Genomic DNA, 15,451 nt, shown 5'->3' on the forward strand with positions numbered 1-15,451 from the left:
GTAAACCACCTAAAATTACATATTAAGAAGATTGGACTGATCGACTATATCTGGATCGTATGTGTTAGTTGAACTTAACTGGTTGCGAACAGTCAATTGTTCTCCTGTATTAAAGGACCCGGCTCCCGAGAACGTTTTCGCACTTGAAAATGGCATGATTTTGTAAACATCTCCAATGTGAAAGGTAGAACTATTTCCAAGTGTAATCACTTGTGCAACTCCTACTATTGCTGGCATAAACAACACCCTTTTTATAAAATAAGAAGGTTAGACCACTTTCATAACGGTCCAGTGCAAGTGGCAATAAACAGCCAGTTGCGGTTTCATATTTCATCTTATGTATGGGCATTTGTAGTGTGATTAAATGGCCCAAATTTATATCCAAAGTAATAATTCTTGATAATTTAAAGCCTACATTTGTTAGATAAGGAATTTTCATTTATTCTGTTCTTATAGAATTAGAAAGGGATGATGGAGATGAAGTTTGCCACTGCGATGTATGGTGATAACATTTTTTTATGCCTGGTGGACGAAGGTCAAAATGCAATATTGCCCTTAAATCGTACCGAACGGGTCAAATCAGGTCATGAAAGCTTTCCAGAGTCAATGATTGAGTTTATTTCAGCAGGTGAACCCTACATTGAAAAAGTGAAACAATTGCTGGATTGGGTACAAACTCTTGAGGAACCAAGTGCCTATTATATTCCACTCTCGGATGTTACTTTACTCGCGCCTATTCCAAGACCTGCCAAAAATATCTTTTGTGTAGGGAAAAACTATGCTGAACATGCAATTGAAATGGGCAGTGTACAAGATATTCCTAAAGATCCAATTGTTTTTACCAAATCGCCGACTGCCGTTGTCGGTCCTAATGAAGTGGTACTAAACCATAAAGAGGTTACGAAAGAACTCGATTATGAAGGGGAATTGGCAGTCATCATAGGGAAGAGTGGCAGGGCGATTAATAAAGAAGAAGCACTCGACTATGTATTTGGCTATACCATTGTTAACGATATTACTGCTAGGGACTTACAAAAAAAGCATAAGCAATTTTTTATAGGCAAAAGCCTAGATACTACCTGCCCAATGGGTCCTTGGATTGTCCACAAAAGTTTGATTGACAATCCTAATCATCTGGATATTGAAACAAAAGTGAATGGGGAAGTACGCCAATCTTCAAATACAACCCATTTTATTTTTCCAGTTGAGGAAATCATCTCAGTATTGTCCGCAGGAATGACACTTGAGCCTGGGGACATAATTGCTACAGGGACACCCGCTGGAGTCGGAAGCGGATTTAACCCTTCTAAGTTTTTACAGCCTGGTGATAAAATTGAAATTACGATTGAAAAAGTAGGAACACTCAAGTCGATGATTCAGGATAAGGAATGACTTGAATCATTGACATGTAACTATTACTAACTTAAACACAATATTAGACTTGTTTTCTTTCGTATTTATCATCTTACTATGGTATGATAGTTTGGAAAAAGAGAGCAATTACAAAAGGAGGATTTGTTAATGATTCATGCACATATTACAGCATGGTTTCTAGCGCTCATTTTATTCTTCGTTGCGATCAGCTTACATAAAAGTGGGAAAGTTAAAGCTTTTAAAATTGTTCAAATGATTTTACGTGTACTCTATTTGTTGATTATTGCAACTGGTGCAGGACTATTGTTTACAGTTTATAAAATTGATGTTTGGTACATTTTAAAAGCTGTTGTTGGGTTATGGGTAATTGGAATCTTTGAAATGCTGCTGGGCCGTATCGCAAATAACCGCAAAACTTCAGTTTTCTGGATACAATTTGTCGTAGCCTGGTTGCTTGTTTTATATCTGGGATTTGTTAAGCTGCCTATGTCATTTTTAAACCCATAAATTAATATTAAATAGAAATGGCTGCCGTAATAATCGGCAGCCATTTCCTATTATTTAGATAAAACAAAGTGACAACATTGTTTTTTGCCTTTAATATGGAAAGAAAGGGGAGAGGAGAGGATTGTGTGCTCGTAAAAGTATTTGCAAATCTCCGCCAGATATGTGGAGGAGTTACGGTCGAAGTAAAACCAGATGGAAATCGGGTAATGGATGTATTGAATAAAATGATTGAGATGTTTCCAGAGTTACAGGACGAGATACTTACACCGGAACGTCAATTACGACCCTTTGTTCATGTTTATGTAAACGGGCAAAATATCATTCATTTGGATGAGCTAGAGACTAGGGTCGTGGAAACAGATCAGTTTGCTTTGTTTCCACCCGTTGCAGGTGGTTAAGGTGGCTCAAAAACTATTAGAGTTTCGTGGGATTAAGCTGGGACATTTGGGGATGTATTTTGAAGAGCTTGGAGCGGAGAGAATAACGGATGAATTTCCTTTTGTTTATTCAGCAGAGAATTGGATAGGGGAAATCTTGTCTGAACAGGAAATATCGTTTACTTCATCTTTTAAGGTAAATACAGTGACAGTAAGGTTTCAGGCGGAGAATCAGGAGAAATTAGAGGAACTTATAAAAAATTACCGATACAAAACAACTAGAATTGGAGGATAATAAAAGGCTTCTGCGATTGGTGCAGAAGCCTTTCTTCCATTTTATACAGTCTGACTTTCAGGATCAATGATGCCAAGCTCACGAAGTTTTACTTCAGGAACAACACCATCTACCCATCCGCGCACTTTGTAATACTCTTCTAACATGATATCCATCCGGCTGACGTGTCCGGCACTATTACCTGAAGCAGGCTCCTCCGTGAACCGTTTAGGAAGGAAGTCGTTTTCACGTTTGTTAAAGCCTGCAAGGTTGTTATAATAACGCTCTAAATTATAAATTCTTTCTCCAGCTTTCATGACATCTTCAGCAGTCATCGGAATACCTGTCATCGTGCTGTATTGTTCTGCATAATGCTCAGCATTTTCCGAGAAAGAAGAGAATTTGCAGATATTCATAGAATCAGAGAAGGCAAGCATATCTTGGAAAACCTTTAAGAGTTCGCCTTTTCCTTCCGGCTTTAAGCGATCAGTTGGCTCGGGAATGCCGGCAATCTCACTTGCAACCGTATAGCCGCGCAAATGGCAGGCACCTCGATTGCTTGTTGCATACCCAAGACCAATACCTTGGATTCCACGAGGATCATAGGCGGGTATAGACTGACCCTTAACAGACATGGAAAGTTCAGGAGCGCCCCATGATGCAGCTGCACGTGCCGGTCCTTCTGCTAGCAGGCCGCCAAGGCCTTCGCGGTAAGCAATTTTCCTTGTCAGTTCAATCATGGCGTCTGCATCGCCCCAGTTTAATTCTTCGGAGATAATTCCTTTTTCATAAGCTTCCATTGTAATGGAGAAAGCATGGCCAAGCTCTATTGTATCGAGCCCATATTCGTTGCAACGATCAATCAGGTAAGAAATAGCTTTGGCATCGCTTAACAAACAGTTTGACCCAAGTGACCATGCAGATTCAAACTCAACGCTTTCGACTCGGGTTTTATATTTTCCATCTTTTACTTCAACTTCAATTTTACAACCAACAGGACAAGCATGGCATGATTTATTGGCAACACGAAGATGCTGATTCACATATTCTCCGCTGTGCTTTTCTGCTTCGTCCCAATGAGTCAGTTGTGAGTTCTTCGTTGGCAGTGCCCCGACCTCATTGATGAGGTTAGTTAACACATTTGTACCGTAAACGGATAGTCCACCCTTGTTTGGTGCAGTCAAACCACCTTCAAGAACAGCTTTCAGTGCCTTTTTATTTGCCTCCTTATATTCAGTATCTAATTTTGCCACCGGCATATTCCCTTTTTGAGGGGCTTTAATGACAATAGCCTTCAATTTCTTATATCCTGCAACTGCAGCTGTGCCGCCGCGGCCGGCGGACCGGTCATGTTCATTTATGAAGGAAGCAAAACGGACTGTGTTTTCACCAGCCTGGCCGATTGCCATGACACTTAGGTCCTTTTCGCCATATTGATCCTGCATGGCCTTAATAAATGCTCTTGTGCTGGTTCCCCATAAGTTTGAGGCATCACGGATTTCTGCCCTGCCATCCTCAACATAAAGATAAACAGGCTTGTCGCTTTTTCCTTTTACGATGATATTATCGATACCCGACCATTTTAAACGGGCTGCTGTCCATCCCCCCATATGGGAGTCTGTCACCGTTTCGGTAAGCGGGGATTTGGTCACTACACACAAGCGTCCGCTCATGGCAGAGCGGGACCCTGTCACAGGACCTGTCATGATGCATAAGATATTTTCTGGAGAAAGCGGTTCCACTTCAGGCCCGTTGTCTAACACATATTTAACACCAAGTCCTCTTCCGCCTATAAACTTTTTGGCATCCTCTTCATTAATTGACCTGTAAGAAACGGTTCCGTCTGTGAGGTCTACTAGTACTTCTTTGTTTTTAAAACCACCTAGATTCATAAGTTTCCCCTCTTTTCCATTATAAATACTTGAATCTCTTAAGGTTAAAGAGAAAATGAAAAAATTAACATATAATCCAAATACTATTATATCACTTTTATAATTTTTTAAAAATTTAAATTTAACAGAGATAATAAATTTATATTTTGTTATCATTAAAGGGAGGCAGTAAAAAGGCACTTAAACGTATGAAAGAAAAGGGGATTTTTCATGGGTAATTTAGAACGTTATTCAAGGCAAATCCTGTTTGAGGGAATCGGCGAAACGGGACAAGGAAAATTATTAAAATCACGTGTAGCTGTGGTGGGGGCTGGAGCACTAGGAACGGTAATATCCAACCATCTTGTCCGTTCCGGTGTGGGTTACATTCGGTTAATTGACCGAGATTTGGTTGAGTTGTCAAATTTGCAAAGGCAAACATTGTATGATGAAGAAGATGCCAGATTAAATTTACCTAAAGCTGTTGCTGCCCAGAAAAGGTTAAATAAAATCAACTCCACGGTTACCGTTGATGCTGTTATAGCCGATCTAAACCTCGATAATGCAGAAGATTTGCTAACTGGAATGGATGTTATTGTCGATGGCACAGACAACTTTATGACCCGATTTTTAATCAATGACGTGGCAGTTAAACATAGAATCCCCTGGGTTCATGGGGCTGCTGTCAGCTCAAGAGGGATGTTTACTGTATTTAAGCCTGGCCATACTCCGTGCTATCGCTGCTTGTACCCAAATGTTCCCCAAGGATCTGGTGAGACTTGCGATACGGTTGGTGTACTCTCCCCATTAACAGATATAATTGGTTCCTATCAAGCAGTGGAAACGCTCAAGTTATTAGTTGGGTATGAAACAACTCCAAATTTGGAGCAAATCGATATATGGGACCATGCGGCCATGCAAATGAATATCTCCAAAGGGAAAAATCCGAACTGTCCGGCATGTGTTAACAGGCAATTTGACTATCTTAATCGGTCATCAGAACTTCAAGAAATCTATTCCACTCTTTGCGGTCGGAATACGGTTCAAGTAAGTCCGAGAAATCGGCGGACAATCGATTTAAAATTGACGGCGGAAAGGTTAAAAAAGAGTGGGAAAGTGGCAGGAAATCAATTCTTGTTAAGATTTTCCCTGGAGGAGAATATCACAATCGTTGTGTTTCAGGATGCCCGCGTTTTGATCCATGGGACAAATGATTTAGTTAAAGCCAAAACGCTCTATTCTAAATATATTGGTAACTAATAAAAGAGGCTGCCAGTTGAGTGTTCTGACAATAGTGGCTTATGTCAGAAACTTCTTTAAGACAGCCTCTTCATTATGAAATTAATTTTTCAATAATCAGCCGTTTTCCGGTATTGATGGTGAATTCAAAACGATCATTTACCTTCTCAAAATAGCGAAAATGGTGTTGAACATTGCATATCTGTTCCTGGTTGTCAAAAACCATAAAGTTTACTCCATCTTTACGATTCTCATCTGATAAAAAGGATAAATGGTTGTAACAATAGATACAATCATAAATTGAGAAGTTCAAGGAATTTAAGGTGGTAACAAATTGGAAAAAGGCATCATCATTAATTCCCTCTAAAAGTCGTTCAAGGGAATAAATTAAATGCTTTCTGATTCGTACCAAGTCATGATCACGAAGCATGACCACATCATGTCCTATGCGAATTTTACCTGGCTCGAGCAATATGCCTTTTCTCCACCGATTTAATCGAAAAATTTCAATTTCCTGCTGCAGATAGTCCTCTAACATGGAAGCTTCTTCTGTTTCCTCGTCAAAAAATATCCATTGATCGTTAATTTGCTCCACTGTTCCTTCGGTATATGCCCTCTTTTGTATATCATATAGATGGATTCGTTGCTGTCGATTCATAGTTTACCTCCGTGCCAGATACTTCACTTTTCTTTTTAGACATCTTTCTCATAATTTATAACTGATTTATCTTTTAAACTGAATGTCAGATATTATGACACAGTATTTTTGATGGCCTAGCTGGTTTAATCATCTGGACAATTAACGAATTAATCTGGGCTGAATAGTATAAAACATGTTAGAACAGCACCCTAGTCTTACGCAAGAAGAAAGGAGCAACGATACATGTGTGGAATATCAGGCTGGATCGATTTTCAGCATCCAATTAAAAATGAGATAGATACTTTAACAAATATGGCCAAAACTTTATCAAAGCGGGGTCCTGATGAAACCAATATTTGGGCAGATACACATGTGGGATTTGGCCATAAACGGCTTATTGTGGTAGACCCGGCCGGTGGAAGACAACCCATGTCCAAACAGAAAGATAATTTTAGTTATACCATTTGTTACAATGGAGAGCTTTACAACACGGAAGACCTGCGCAAAATTCTCCTTACTAAAGGATATTCCTTTAAAGGTCATTCTGACACCGAAGTTCTGTTAACTGCCTATATAGAATGGGCTGAGGAATGTGTGAATTATTTGAATGGCATCTATGCATTTGCCATTTGGGATAGCAAAAGGGAGCAATTATTTATTGGTCGTGACCGACTAGGGGTAAAACCATTATTCTATAAAGAGCATAAACATGGATTGTTATTTGCCTCCGAATTGAAAGCGATCCTTGCCCATCCAGAAGTAAAGACAGAAGTCACCAATGAGGGGCTGGCACAAGTCTTGGGAGTAGGTCCATCCAGGTCGCCAGGTTCTGGTGTATTCAAGGGGATAAACGAACTAAGACCAGCCCATGCGCTGACATTATCCAGAAATGGTTTGAAAACTTGGCGGTATTGGAATGTAAAAAGTGAGGAGCACAAAGATTCAGCGGAGGAAACTGCAGAAAAGGTTCGACATTTGGTCAGTGACGCGGTTACAAGACAGCTCGTTTCCGATGTGCCATTATGCACATTTTTATCAGGAGGACTTGATTCAAGTATCATAACAGCCATTGCTGCTAAAGAGTTCGAAACACAAGAAAAAGGGCAGCTTCATACTTATTCGATAGATTATGAGGGCAATGATGAGCATTTTACAGCAAATGAATTCCAGCCTGACTCTGACGAGAAGTATATTGCTTTGATGAAGCAGCATTTTGCTACAGAACACCATAAGAAGACGATCACACAAGAACAATTGGTTTATGATTTAACGGAGGCCCTTCATGTAAGAGATTTACCTGGCATGGCAGATGTAGATTCTTCTCTTTTATGGTTTTGCAAAGAAATAAAGCAGGATTTTACAGTGAGCTTATCAGGAGAGTGTGCAGATGAAATATTTGGCGGATACCCTTGGTTCCGTCGACAGCAGGACTTAGAGAGGGCGGGTTTCCCCTGGATGCGGTCGGTAACCGAACGGGAAAATTTATTAAAGTCGAATTGGCGAGACCGGCTCAATTTAGCCGAGTACAGCATCGAGCAATATCGCCAAGCAATCGCTGAAACCCCTAAACTAGAGGGAGAAAGTTTAGAGGAATCAAAACGTAGAGAATTATTTTATATTAATATGATCTGGTTTATGACGACACTGCTCGACCGCAAGGACAGAATGAGTATGGGTGCCAGTTTAGAGGTAAGGGTGCCGTTTGCCGACCATCGTTTAGTTGAGTATGTTTGGAATATTCCATGGGAGATAAAAATGTATCAAGGCAGGGAAAAAGGGATTCTCCGTAAAGCTTTTGAAGGGATATTGCCAGAAGAAGTGCTTTATCGAAAGAAAAGTCCATATCCCAAAACACATAATCCGGAATATACTTCAATGGTACAAAAATGGATGAAGGACATCATGAAGGATTCATCATCAGCCTTACATGAGTTATTTGAAAAAAAGCAGTTAGAAAGACTGATTGAAACAGGGGGGAACTCCTTCCAAGAACCATGGTTTGGCCAACTCATGACGGGACCACAGCTATTAGCCTACTTTGTTCAGCTGCATACATGGTTCAAGGACTACAATATTAATATAGTAAATTAATAGTCATACAGCACCGTTACATTTGGAATAAAAACTGTAATCGTTTAAAATGGGTGTAGGAAGGGGTCTTCCCCTTTCTTTTTATATGGGAGGCTAAATACATAATGAAAAAAATAATTCCATTTGTATTAATTATTTTTATACTATCAGTAATGCCTGCTAATGCACAGGAAACAGAAGGCAAGCGTCTGTGGCAGGATGAAACAGTTTATTCCATAATGGTGGACCGATTTAATAATGCTGACATAAAAAATGATTATGATGTAAATACCAATGATCCCAATCAATATAATGGCGGTGATTTTCAGGGAATCACTGATAAATTAGATTACCTAAAAGACATGGGATTTACAGCAATTCGGTTATCACCAATCTTTGCAAACGCGAAAGGCGGGTACCATGGTTTTTGGGTGACAGACTTTTATAAAGTGGACAAGCATTTTGGCACCATGAAAGAATTTCAAACACTTGTAAAAGAAGCCCATAAACGCAAGATGAAGGTTATCGTTGATTTCGTAGCTAATAATACAGCCAAAACGCACCCATGGGTAAATGACCCAGAAAAACGGGACTGGTATCATGAACAAGAAGAAAATGTTGATTGGACCAATCAAGAGCAAGCCGAAAAGGGCTGGGTGGATGGTCTGCCTGATTTAAATCAGGATAATCCTGTGGTAAGCAGGTATCTGATTGATGCGGCAAAATGGTGGGTAAAGAAAACAGATATAGACGGATATAGTTTGCCTGATATTGATCGCATTCCAACTGATTTTTGGAAGCAGTTCGCTGACGAAGTAAAGGGAGAAAAAGACAATTTTTATCTTTTAGGAATTCCCGCCAAAGATACAGACGTAAATCTGAAACAATATCAAAATGCAGGTATTGACAGCTTATTTGATTATTCACAAAGTGAAAAAATGCGGTATGCCTTTGCTAATACAAGTCGATCTTTTAAGTCTATTACACAGCAGCAACAACCGATTACGGCAACTTTCTTTGATAATGAATATACCGCAAGATTTACACGTGATATTGTCGAGGAAAGGCAGTTTCCCGGTTCCCGTTGGAAAACAGCCTTAACCTATCTTTATACAACCCCAGGTGTCCCGATTGTATATTATGGGACGGAGATCGCCTTAACGGGCGGTGAGATCCCGGATAACCGCAGGATAATGAGCTTTAGGGCCGAAAAGGATCTGATTGATTATATTACACAAATCGGGGAAGTACGGGAACAACAGCCTTCTTTAACGAGGGGAACTATCACTATGCTGTATGACAAAAACGGTATGGTAGTCTATAAAAGGGAGTATAAAGGTGACACAACCGTTATTGCCATCAATAATACGAGGAAATCGCAAAATGTAACATTGACAAGTGATCAATTGGAAGGGGACAAAGAACTTCGTGCGTTGCTGAGTGATAATGTGGTCCGCAGCCAGAATGGTCAATATACGCTTATTATTGACAGGGACAATTCTGAAATATTCTACTTGGCAGATAAAACTGGGCTAAACATGCCATATATTACTGTGACAATTGTAGCTATTTTATTAATATTAGTGTTTCTATTTTTAATCATTAAACGAGGTAAACAGAATAGGGTATAAAATGAAAGCATCAAGGACCTACCTTGATGCTTTTCATTTAATTCTAATTTATCCACCGACAATGGTTCCACCATTAACATGGATCATTTGCCCACTCATGTAAGCTGAATCATTCGATGCAAGAAAAACATAGCTTGGGGCCAATTCATACGGCTGGCCGGCCCTGCCCATTGGTGTGTTTGAACCAAATGTTGCTACCTGTTCGGCAGTAAAAGTGGATGGAATGAGCGAGGTCCAAATTGGTCCTGGCGCCACCCCATTAACCCGGATTCCGTCCTTTGCTAAAGACATGGATAAAGAGCGGGTAAAACTGACAACGGCGCCTTTTGAGGCAGAATAATCTAGCAATTGCTCATTTCCTTCATAAGCGGTAATTGATGCAGTGTTGATAATCGATGAACCTTTCTTTAAATAGGGGAGGGCCATTTTGGTCATGTAAAAGTAAGAGAATATGTTTGTTCGGAAAGTTCTTTCCAATTGGCTTGAACTGATATCCGATAAGCTTTTCTGTGGATGCTGTTCAGCTGCATTATTAACAAGGACGTCGAGTTTCCCGAATTCTTCAATGGTTTTTTGAACAACCTGACGGCAAAACTCTTCATTCCCGATATCACCTGGAAGAAGCAAGCATTTACGCCTCTCGGCTTCAATCGAGTTTTTCGTATCCTCGGCATCATGGTGCTCATTTAAATAAACAATGGCGACATCTGCCCCTTCTTTGGCAAAATGAATGGCAACGGCTTTCCCGATGCCGCTGTCACCTCCTGTAATCAGGGCTATTTTACCGGTCAATTTGCCGGCTGCTTTATACTCAGCACCCTCTGAAATCGGTCTGGGATTCATTTCGCGTTCAATTCCCGGCTGTCTATTTTGGTGCTGCGGCGGGAAACTTTGTTTCTTTTGATCTTGATTGCTGCTCATTCTTTTAACCTCCAACACAATTCATTACGAATATTAGTTTAAGAAATGTGCCGGAAATTATGTTGAAGAATAAAAAAGGCATAAAGCGGAGGCCTTATGCTGTTATCGATAGTTAATAAATTGAACGTCTATGCTGAGGTCTGCTTCTCGAATCAAGGTAATAATTTTTTGCAAATCATCTCGGCTTTTTCCACTGACACGAATTTGATCATCTTGAACTTGGCTCTTTACTTTTACGCCACTATTTTTTATGATAGTATTTATTTTTTTTGCATTGTCCTTATCGATTCCTTGGACCAGCTTTGCCCGTTGCCTGACCGTACCACCTGAAGCCCCTTCTAATTTGCTGTAGTCAAGGTTTTTAATCGGCACACCGCGTTTAATGAGCTTGCTAATCAATACATCTTTTAACTGTTCCATTTTGTATTCGTCATCAGAAATGAGGACGAGTTCCTCTTTTTCAAGGCTCACTTCACTTTTACTGCCTTTAAAATCGTAGCGTGTGCTTATTTCTTTCATTGTTTGCGTTACGGCATTTGTCACTTCAGAAAAGTCTACTTTGGACACAATATCAAATGAGCTGTCTTTAGACATGTCAAAACCTCCGTCATTCATTTATTAGGGTCAATTCTGCTAAAGTTTCCCTTTATGCCTACATTATAGTAAAATATAGCAGTTCGAACAAGAATAGCCTGTTGTCATTGGGGCAAAACAGGTTAAATGGAAAATCAAAATCGTGTCTATACTATAAAAAGCTCCTATAGAAATGGGGAATAATTGATGTCTTTAAAAGAATTAATTGGGCAAACCACTGTACTTAAAACAGCCCGAATTACAGACTTTGGATATTTTTTAACAAATGATGAGGAGGATGTGCTCCTTCATAAAAATCAGGCACAACATTCATTGGAAGAGGGTGATGAAGTAGAGGTATTTCTTTTTGTAGATTCGGAAGGAAGAGTGGCTGCTTCTACCTTCATCCCAGAGGTTGCGGTCGGCCGATACTCATGGGTAAAGGTAACAGATGTGCAACCAGATATCGGCGCTTTTATAAATATAGGCTTACCGAAGGATATCTTGTTAGGAAAGGATGATTTGCCTGTCCATAAATCGGTATGGCCAAAGGAAGGCGATTTACTCTATATAACCTTAAGGGTTAATCGTAATTTTCTTTTATACGCAAAGCTTGCAAGTGACCAAGTGATCAAAGAAATTTCTGTTAAAGCAACTCGCGATGCTTTTAACAAAAATGTGCAAGGCCATATTTACCGAACAGCCAAAGTCGGAAGCTGGATTTACACGATTGAAGGCTATAAAGGATTTATCCATGAATCACAGAGGCAAACGGAACCACGCTTAGGAGAAAGGGTGGAAGGCCGGATTATCGATGTGAAAGAAGATGGGACAGTTAATGTCTCCTTGCTTGCAAGAAAGCAGGAGGCGCAAGACACTGACGCTGAAAGAATATATGACTACTTAATGAGCCGAAATGGGGCAATGCCCTACACCGATAAAAGTATGGCTGAAGATATCCAAGAGCGGTTCGGCCTAAGTAAGTCCGCCTTTAAGCGAGCTATAGGCAAATTGTTGAAAGAAAATAAAGTATATCAAGAAAATGGATGGACTTACGCAAAGAAACAGTAACAGCAAGTACATACTCTTTTCCAAAATGATAAACACTAATGTGGAGAATTTGGAAAGGAGTCAATCAAATGTCCCACACTTCAGATAACGATAAAAAAGCAAAGGATCATAATGCAATTAACCATGAAAAAAATATGCTGGCAGAAAAAAATCGTCAGATGGGTAAAAATCAATATTCCAAGCAAACAGACCACAAATAAAAGGAGTGAGGTAATCCTCACTCCTTTTTGCATGGGTATTTATGAAGGAATTTCATTTAAAAAGAATATCGAAATCGTTCCTGCTCCTGTATGCGCTCCGATGGCAGCACCAATTGCGGAAATGTAGACTTGTTTTGGCTGAAACTCTGCTTGCATCATGGCTTTCATTTCTTTTGCCATTTCTTCATTATCCGCATGGCTAATTCCAATCACTTGGTTGGAAAGATTGTTGCCTCGTTCTTTCATTATTTCAATAATCCGACGCCATACTTTCTTCTGTCCGCGGATTTTCTCAATCGGAACAAGCTTTCCGTCTTCCATATTCAAAATTGGTTTAATGTTTAATAATCCGCCAAGAAATGCCGAAGCTTTAGAAACCCGGCCGCCCTTTGCTAAATAATCCAAATCATCAACGGTAAAAATATGTTCCATATGCTGTGCTCGGAACAAAACATCTTTTAAAATTTCCTCTTTTGGTGCATTTGCCGCGGCAAGCCTTGCTGCTTCCATAACAATTAAGCCTTGTCCAAGGGAAGCACATTTTGTATCAATGATTGTTAAATCCAAATTTGGATATTTTTCCTTTACTTGGTCAAGAATCATAACAGCGGTAGAATAGGTTCCCGATAGCTCGGAGGAAAAAGCTATGTAAATCCCAGCCTCATTTTTTTCGGCCATTTCAGTAAATATGTTCTCAAATACGAGGGGAGAGGCTTGTGATGTTTTCGGGATATTACCTGCGCGTATTGCTTCATATACAGAGAGAGGATCGATTCCCTTTACATCTTCATATTCTGCTCCATTTATATGGACCTTAAGAGGAATTAAAGTCACATTGTTTTCTTCATAAAAACTTTTCGGTAAATCGCATGCGCTGTCAGCCAGTATTTTTACCTGCATGAAGCTCACCTGCTTTCAAAAATCTATCTTAACTAGATTTAGTTTATCGGTTTCAGTAAAAAAATACAATTACCTTATTTGCTTAAGGGAAAAAAAGGGGGATTTTTTGTGATTTGGCTTCAAACCAAAAAAGTCGCCATCGTAATAGCTGGTGCCTTATTAAATGCCGCCGGAATGAATTTATTTCTGGTCCCGGCGGATATTTATTCGAGCGGATTTACCGGTATCGCCCAATTGCTCTCACGCGTGTTAGATGACTATACTCCAATACATGTGTCCATGGGACTGCTATTACTTATATTAAATATTCCGGTTGCCATTTTAGGCTGGAAAAAGGTCGGAAGGTCTTTTACCATTTACAGCTTTATTAGTGTTGCCTTGTCATCATTATTCTTGGAATTAATTCCAGTAAAACCTGTCTCGGAAGATATTCTGTTAAATTCCGTTTTTGGAGGAGTCATTGTAGCGGCAGGTATAGGAATAACCTTAAAGTGGGGTGCTTCTACAGGGGGATTGGATATTATTGCGATGGTGCTGTCGAGAATAAAAGATAAACCAATCGGACCTTATATGTTTATTCTGAATTTCGCTATTATCATTACGGCTGGGTTTTTATATGGATGGGAAAAGGCGCTATATACGTTGGTCTTTTTGTATACCTCTACAAGAGTAGTGGATGCCATTCACACACGGTATGCGAAACTAACTGCTTTTATCATTACCAAGAAAGCAGATGAATTAAAAAAGGCTATTCATGCCAAGCTTGTCAGGGGAATTACAATGATTCCGGCAAAAGGGGCATTTTCTAACGAAACGAGAGATATGCTGATGATTGTCATAACTAGGTATGAACTGTTTGATTTAGAAAGAGTCATTAAGGAGGTTGATCCTAATGCATTTACCAATATTATGGAAACATCCAATGTATACGGATTCTTCCGCAGGGATTAGGAACGATACTTCAAGGAAACGTACAAAGGGTTAGGAGGCAGTTATGCGTGTACTTATGTGTATAGTTTTGTTTTTCTTCCCCATGATGTTAAATGCTGATGCATATGAAGGGGTTGATAAAGACTTCAATTTTGCTGTTGTTCCGTTGGCTGGACCCGATAAGGTAGATTTTCAAATTTTGATAAAGAATAATGCCAATGTACCGCTTGAGTTTGAGTTTTCCAACTCTCAACTGTATGAAATAATTGTTAAAAATAAGGCAGGCAAGGAAGTATATGCATACTCAAAGGGTCGAATGTTCCTGCAGGCTATTCAGAAAATTACGATTGAACCAAATCAGGTCTATAAACGAAATGAAACATGGGACTATAAATTGGATGGTGTAAAGTTACCTGCTGGTGAATATATAGTAACGGCAGAACTCAAAGTAAAAAAAGTAAACGGGCAGCCTGTTGGAAGTCCACAAATGCTCACCAGCAGTAAGAAGCTTGCTATTCCTGACAGTAGTACTGGATTTCGAAATATAGAAGTTTCCGGAGAAAAAGGTACATACTCTATTACTGGTGAAGTCAAGGGGGACGACCGTGCTGTCTTTTATACTGTTGAAGATGGACATAATCAATACTTAGCGGAACAAAGGGTATTAATAAATAAAATAAAACTAACAGAGTGGCAGCGATTCAGCTTCACCATTCAAGTATCTCCAGAGAAGTTGCCAAAAAATGGGACGTTAATAGTCTATCTGTATCAGCGTAGCTCGCAAGGTGAAAATGAAAATACGTTACCTGTTGTATTGGAAAGGTTTTAACATGACAAAAAGCGGAAGCAAGAATGCTTCCGCTTTTTGTCATG

17 protein-coding genes are annotated in these 15,451 nt (G+C 39.6%); 11 read left to right on the forward strand and 6 right to left on the reverse strand.

What is annotated here, in order from left to right; genetic code table 11:
• Nucleotides 1–15 precede the first annotated feature (15 nt).
• Nucleotides 16–237, reverse strand: a complete 222-nt coding sequence (locus BN2425_RS03865; protein WP_042455208.1) for a spore germination protein — start codon at nt 235–237, stop codon at nt 16–18.
• Nucleotides 238–477: 240 nt separating this feature from the next.
• Here BN2425_RS03865 and BN2425_RS03870 point away from each other — a divergent pair, with 240 nt between their 5' ends.
• The 4 genes from BN2425_RS03870 to BN2425_RS03885 all read left to right on the forward strand — a co-directional run bounded on the left by BN2425_RS03870 (nt 478) and on the right by BN2425_RS03885 (nt 2,553).
• Nucleotides 478–1,392, forward strand: coding sequence for a fumarylacetoacetate hydrolase family protein (locus tag BN2425_RS03870; RefSeq protein WP_042455210.1), 915 nt, complete (start codon nt 478–480; stop codon nt 1,390–1,392).
• A 129-nt stretch (nt 1,393–1,521) separates the two neighbouring features.
• Nucleotides 1,522–1,881, forward strand: coding sequence for a YisL family protein (locus tag BN2425_RS03875; protein ID WP_042455212.1), 360 nt, complete (start codon nt 1,522–1,524; stop codon nt 1,879–1,881).
• Between the two features lie 125 nt (nt 1,882–2,006).
• Nucleotides 2,007–2,279 (forward strand): ubiquitin-like small modifier protein 1, encoded by a 273-nt coding sequence (locus BN2425_RS03880; protein ID WP_042455214.1) that lies wholly within the window; start codon nt 2,007–2,009, stop codon nt 2,277–2,279.
• 1 nt (nt 2,280) lies between these two features.
• Nucleotides 2,281–2,553 carry a hypothetical protein gene (locus BN2425_RS03885; protein WP_042455216.1) on the forward strand — a complete coding sequence of 91 codons (273 nt, stop codon included), beginning with the start codon at nt 2,281–2,283 and terminating at the stop codon, nt 2,551–2,553.
• A gap of 41 nt (nt 2,554–2,594) precedes the next feature.
• Here the strand turns inward: BN2425_RS03885 and BN2425_RS03890 are convergent, their stop codons facing one another.
• Nucleotides 2,595–4,424 (reverse strand): aldehyde ferredoxin oxidoreductase family protein, encoded by a 1,830-nt coding sequence (locus BN2425_RS03890; RefSeq protein WP_042455219.1) that lies wholly within the window; start codon nt 4,422–4,424, stop codon nt 2,595–2,597.
• Nucleotides 4,425–4,634: 210 nt separating this feature from the next.
• Between BN2425_RS03890 and BN2425_RS03895 the strand changes: the two genes are divergently transcribed.
• Complete coding sequence (locus tag BN2425_RS03895) at nt 4,635–5,663, forward strand: ThiF family adenylyltransferase (RefSeq protein WP_042455222.1); 1,029 nt, start codon at nt 4,635–4,637, stop codon at nt 5,661–5,663.
• A gap of 73 nt (nt 5,664–5,736) precedes the next feature.
• Here BN2425_RS03895 and BN2425_RS03900 read toward each other — a convergent pair whose 3' ends face one another.
• The gene (locus tag BN2425_RS03900; RefSeq protein WP_042455224.1) at nt 5,737–6,300 is read right to left on the reverse strand and encodes a DUF2777 domain-containing protein; all 564 of its coding nucleotides are present in this window, start codon (nt 6,298–6,300) and stop codon (nt 5,737–5,739) included.
• 225 nt (nt 6,301–6,525) lie between these two features.
• Here BN2425_RS03900 and asnB point away from each other — a divergent pair, with 225 nt between their 5' ends.
• Nucleotides 6,526–8,373 carry an asparagine synthase (glutamine-hydrolyzing) gene (gene asnB, locus BN2425_RS03905; RefSeq protein ID WP_042455226.1) on the forward strand — a complete coding sequence of 616 codons (1,848 nt, stop codon included), beginning with the start codon at nt 6,526–6,528 and terminating at the stop codon, nt 8,371–8,373.
• Nucleotides 8,374–8,477: 104 nt separating this feature from the next.
• Nucleotides 8,478–9,983, forward strand: coding sequence for an alpha-amylase family glycosyl hydrolase (locus BN2425_RS03910; protein ID WP_042455228.1), 1,506 nt, complete (start codon nt 8,478–8,480; stop codon nt 9,981–9,983).
• A gap of 48 nt (nt 9,984–10,031) precedes the next feature.
• Here the strand turns inward: BN2425_RS03910 and BN2425_RS03915 are convergent, their stop codons facing one another.
• A complete protein-coding gene (locus BN2425_RS03915) occupies nt 10,032–10,904 on the reverse strand; it encodes an SDR family oxidoreductase (RefSeq protein WP_042455231.1) in 873 nt (290 codons plus the stop codon).
• 102 nt (nt 10,905–11,006) lie between these two features.
• Nucleotides 11,007–11,498 carry a YajQ family cyclic di-GMP-binding protein gene (locus tag BN2425_RS03920; RefSeq protein ID WP_042455233.1) on the reverse strand — a complete coding sequence of 164 codons (492 nt, stop codon included), beginning with the start codon at nt 11,496–11,498 and terminating at the stop codon, nt 11,007–11,009.
• Between the two features lie 186 nt (nt 11,499–11,684).
• On the opposite strand from BN2425_RS03920, the gene BN2425_RS03925 reads away from it, so the two are divergent.
• Both BN2425_RS03925 and BN2425_RS03930 read left to right on the forward strand, forming a co-directional pair.
• Complete coding sequence (locus tag BN2425_RS03925) at nt 11,685–12,548, forward strand: CvfB family protein (protein WP_042455235.1); 864 nt, start codon at nt 11,685–11,687, stop codon at nt 12,546–12,548.
• Between the two features lie 68 nt (nt 12,549–12,616).
• Nucleotides 12,617–12,748: a DUF3941 domain-containing protein gene (locus BN2425_RS03930; RefSeq protein ID WP_074433002.1), complete on the forward strand. Its 132-nt coding sequence runs from the start codon at nt 12,617–12,619 to the stop codon at nt 12,746–12,748.
• A 39-nt stretch (nt 12,749–12,787) separates the two neighbouring features.
• Here the strand turns inward: BN2425_RS03930 and BN2425_RS03935 are convergent, their stop codons facing one another.
• Nucleotides 12,788–13,648, reverse strand: a complete 861-nt coding sequence (locus BN2425_RS03935) for a DegV family protein (RefSeq protein WP_042455237.1) — start codon at nt 13,646–13,648, stop codon at nt 12,788–12,790.
• Between the two features lie 108 nt (nt 13,649–13,756).
• Here BN2425_RS03935 and BN2425_RS03940 point away from each other — a divergent pair, with 108 nt between their 5' ends.
• Together BN2425_RS03940 and BN2425_RS03945 are read left to right on the forward strand one after the other, a co-directional pair.
• Complete coding sequence (locus BN2425_RS03940) at nt 13,757–14,599, forward strand: YitT family protein (RefSeq protein ID WP_042455239.1); 843 nt, start codon at nt 13,757–13,759, stop codon at nt 14,597–14,599.
• A gap of 43 nt (nt 14,600–14,642) precedes the next feature.
• Nucleotides 14,643–15,407, forward strand: coding sequence for a BsuPI-related putative proteinase inhibitor (locus BN2425_RS03945; protein WP_052352767.1), 765 nt, complete (start codon nt 14,643–14,645; stop codon nt 15,405–15,407).
• Nucleotides 15,408–15,451 lie beyond the last annotated feature (44 nt).

It is taken from the genome of Neobacillus dielmonensis (genome assembly GCF_000612665.1).
Taxonomy (GTDB): domain Bacteria; phylum Bacillota; class Bacilli; order Bacillales; family Cytobacillaceae; genus Neobacillus; species Neobacillus dielmonensis.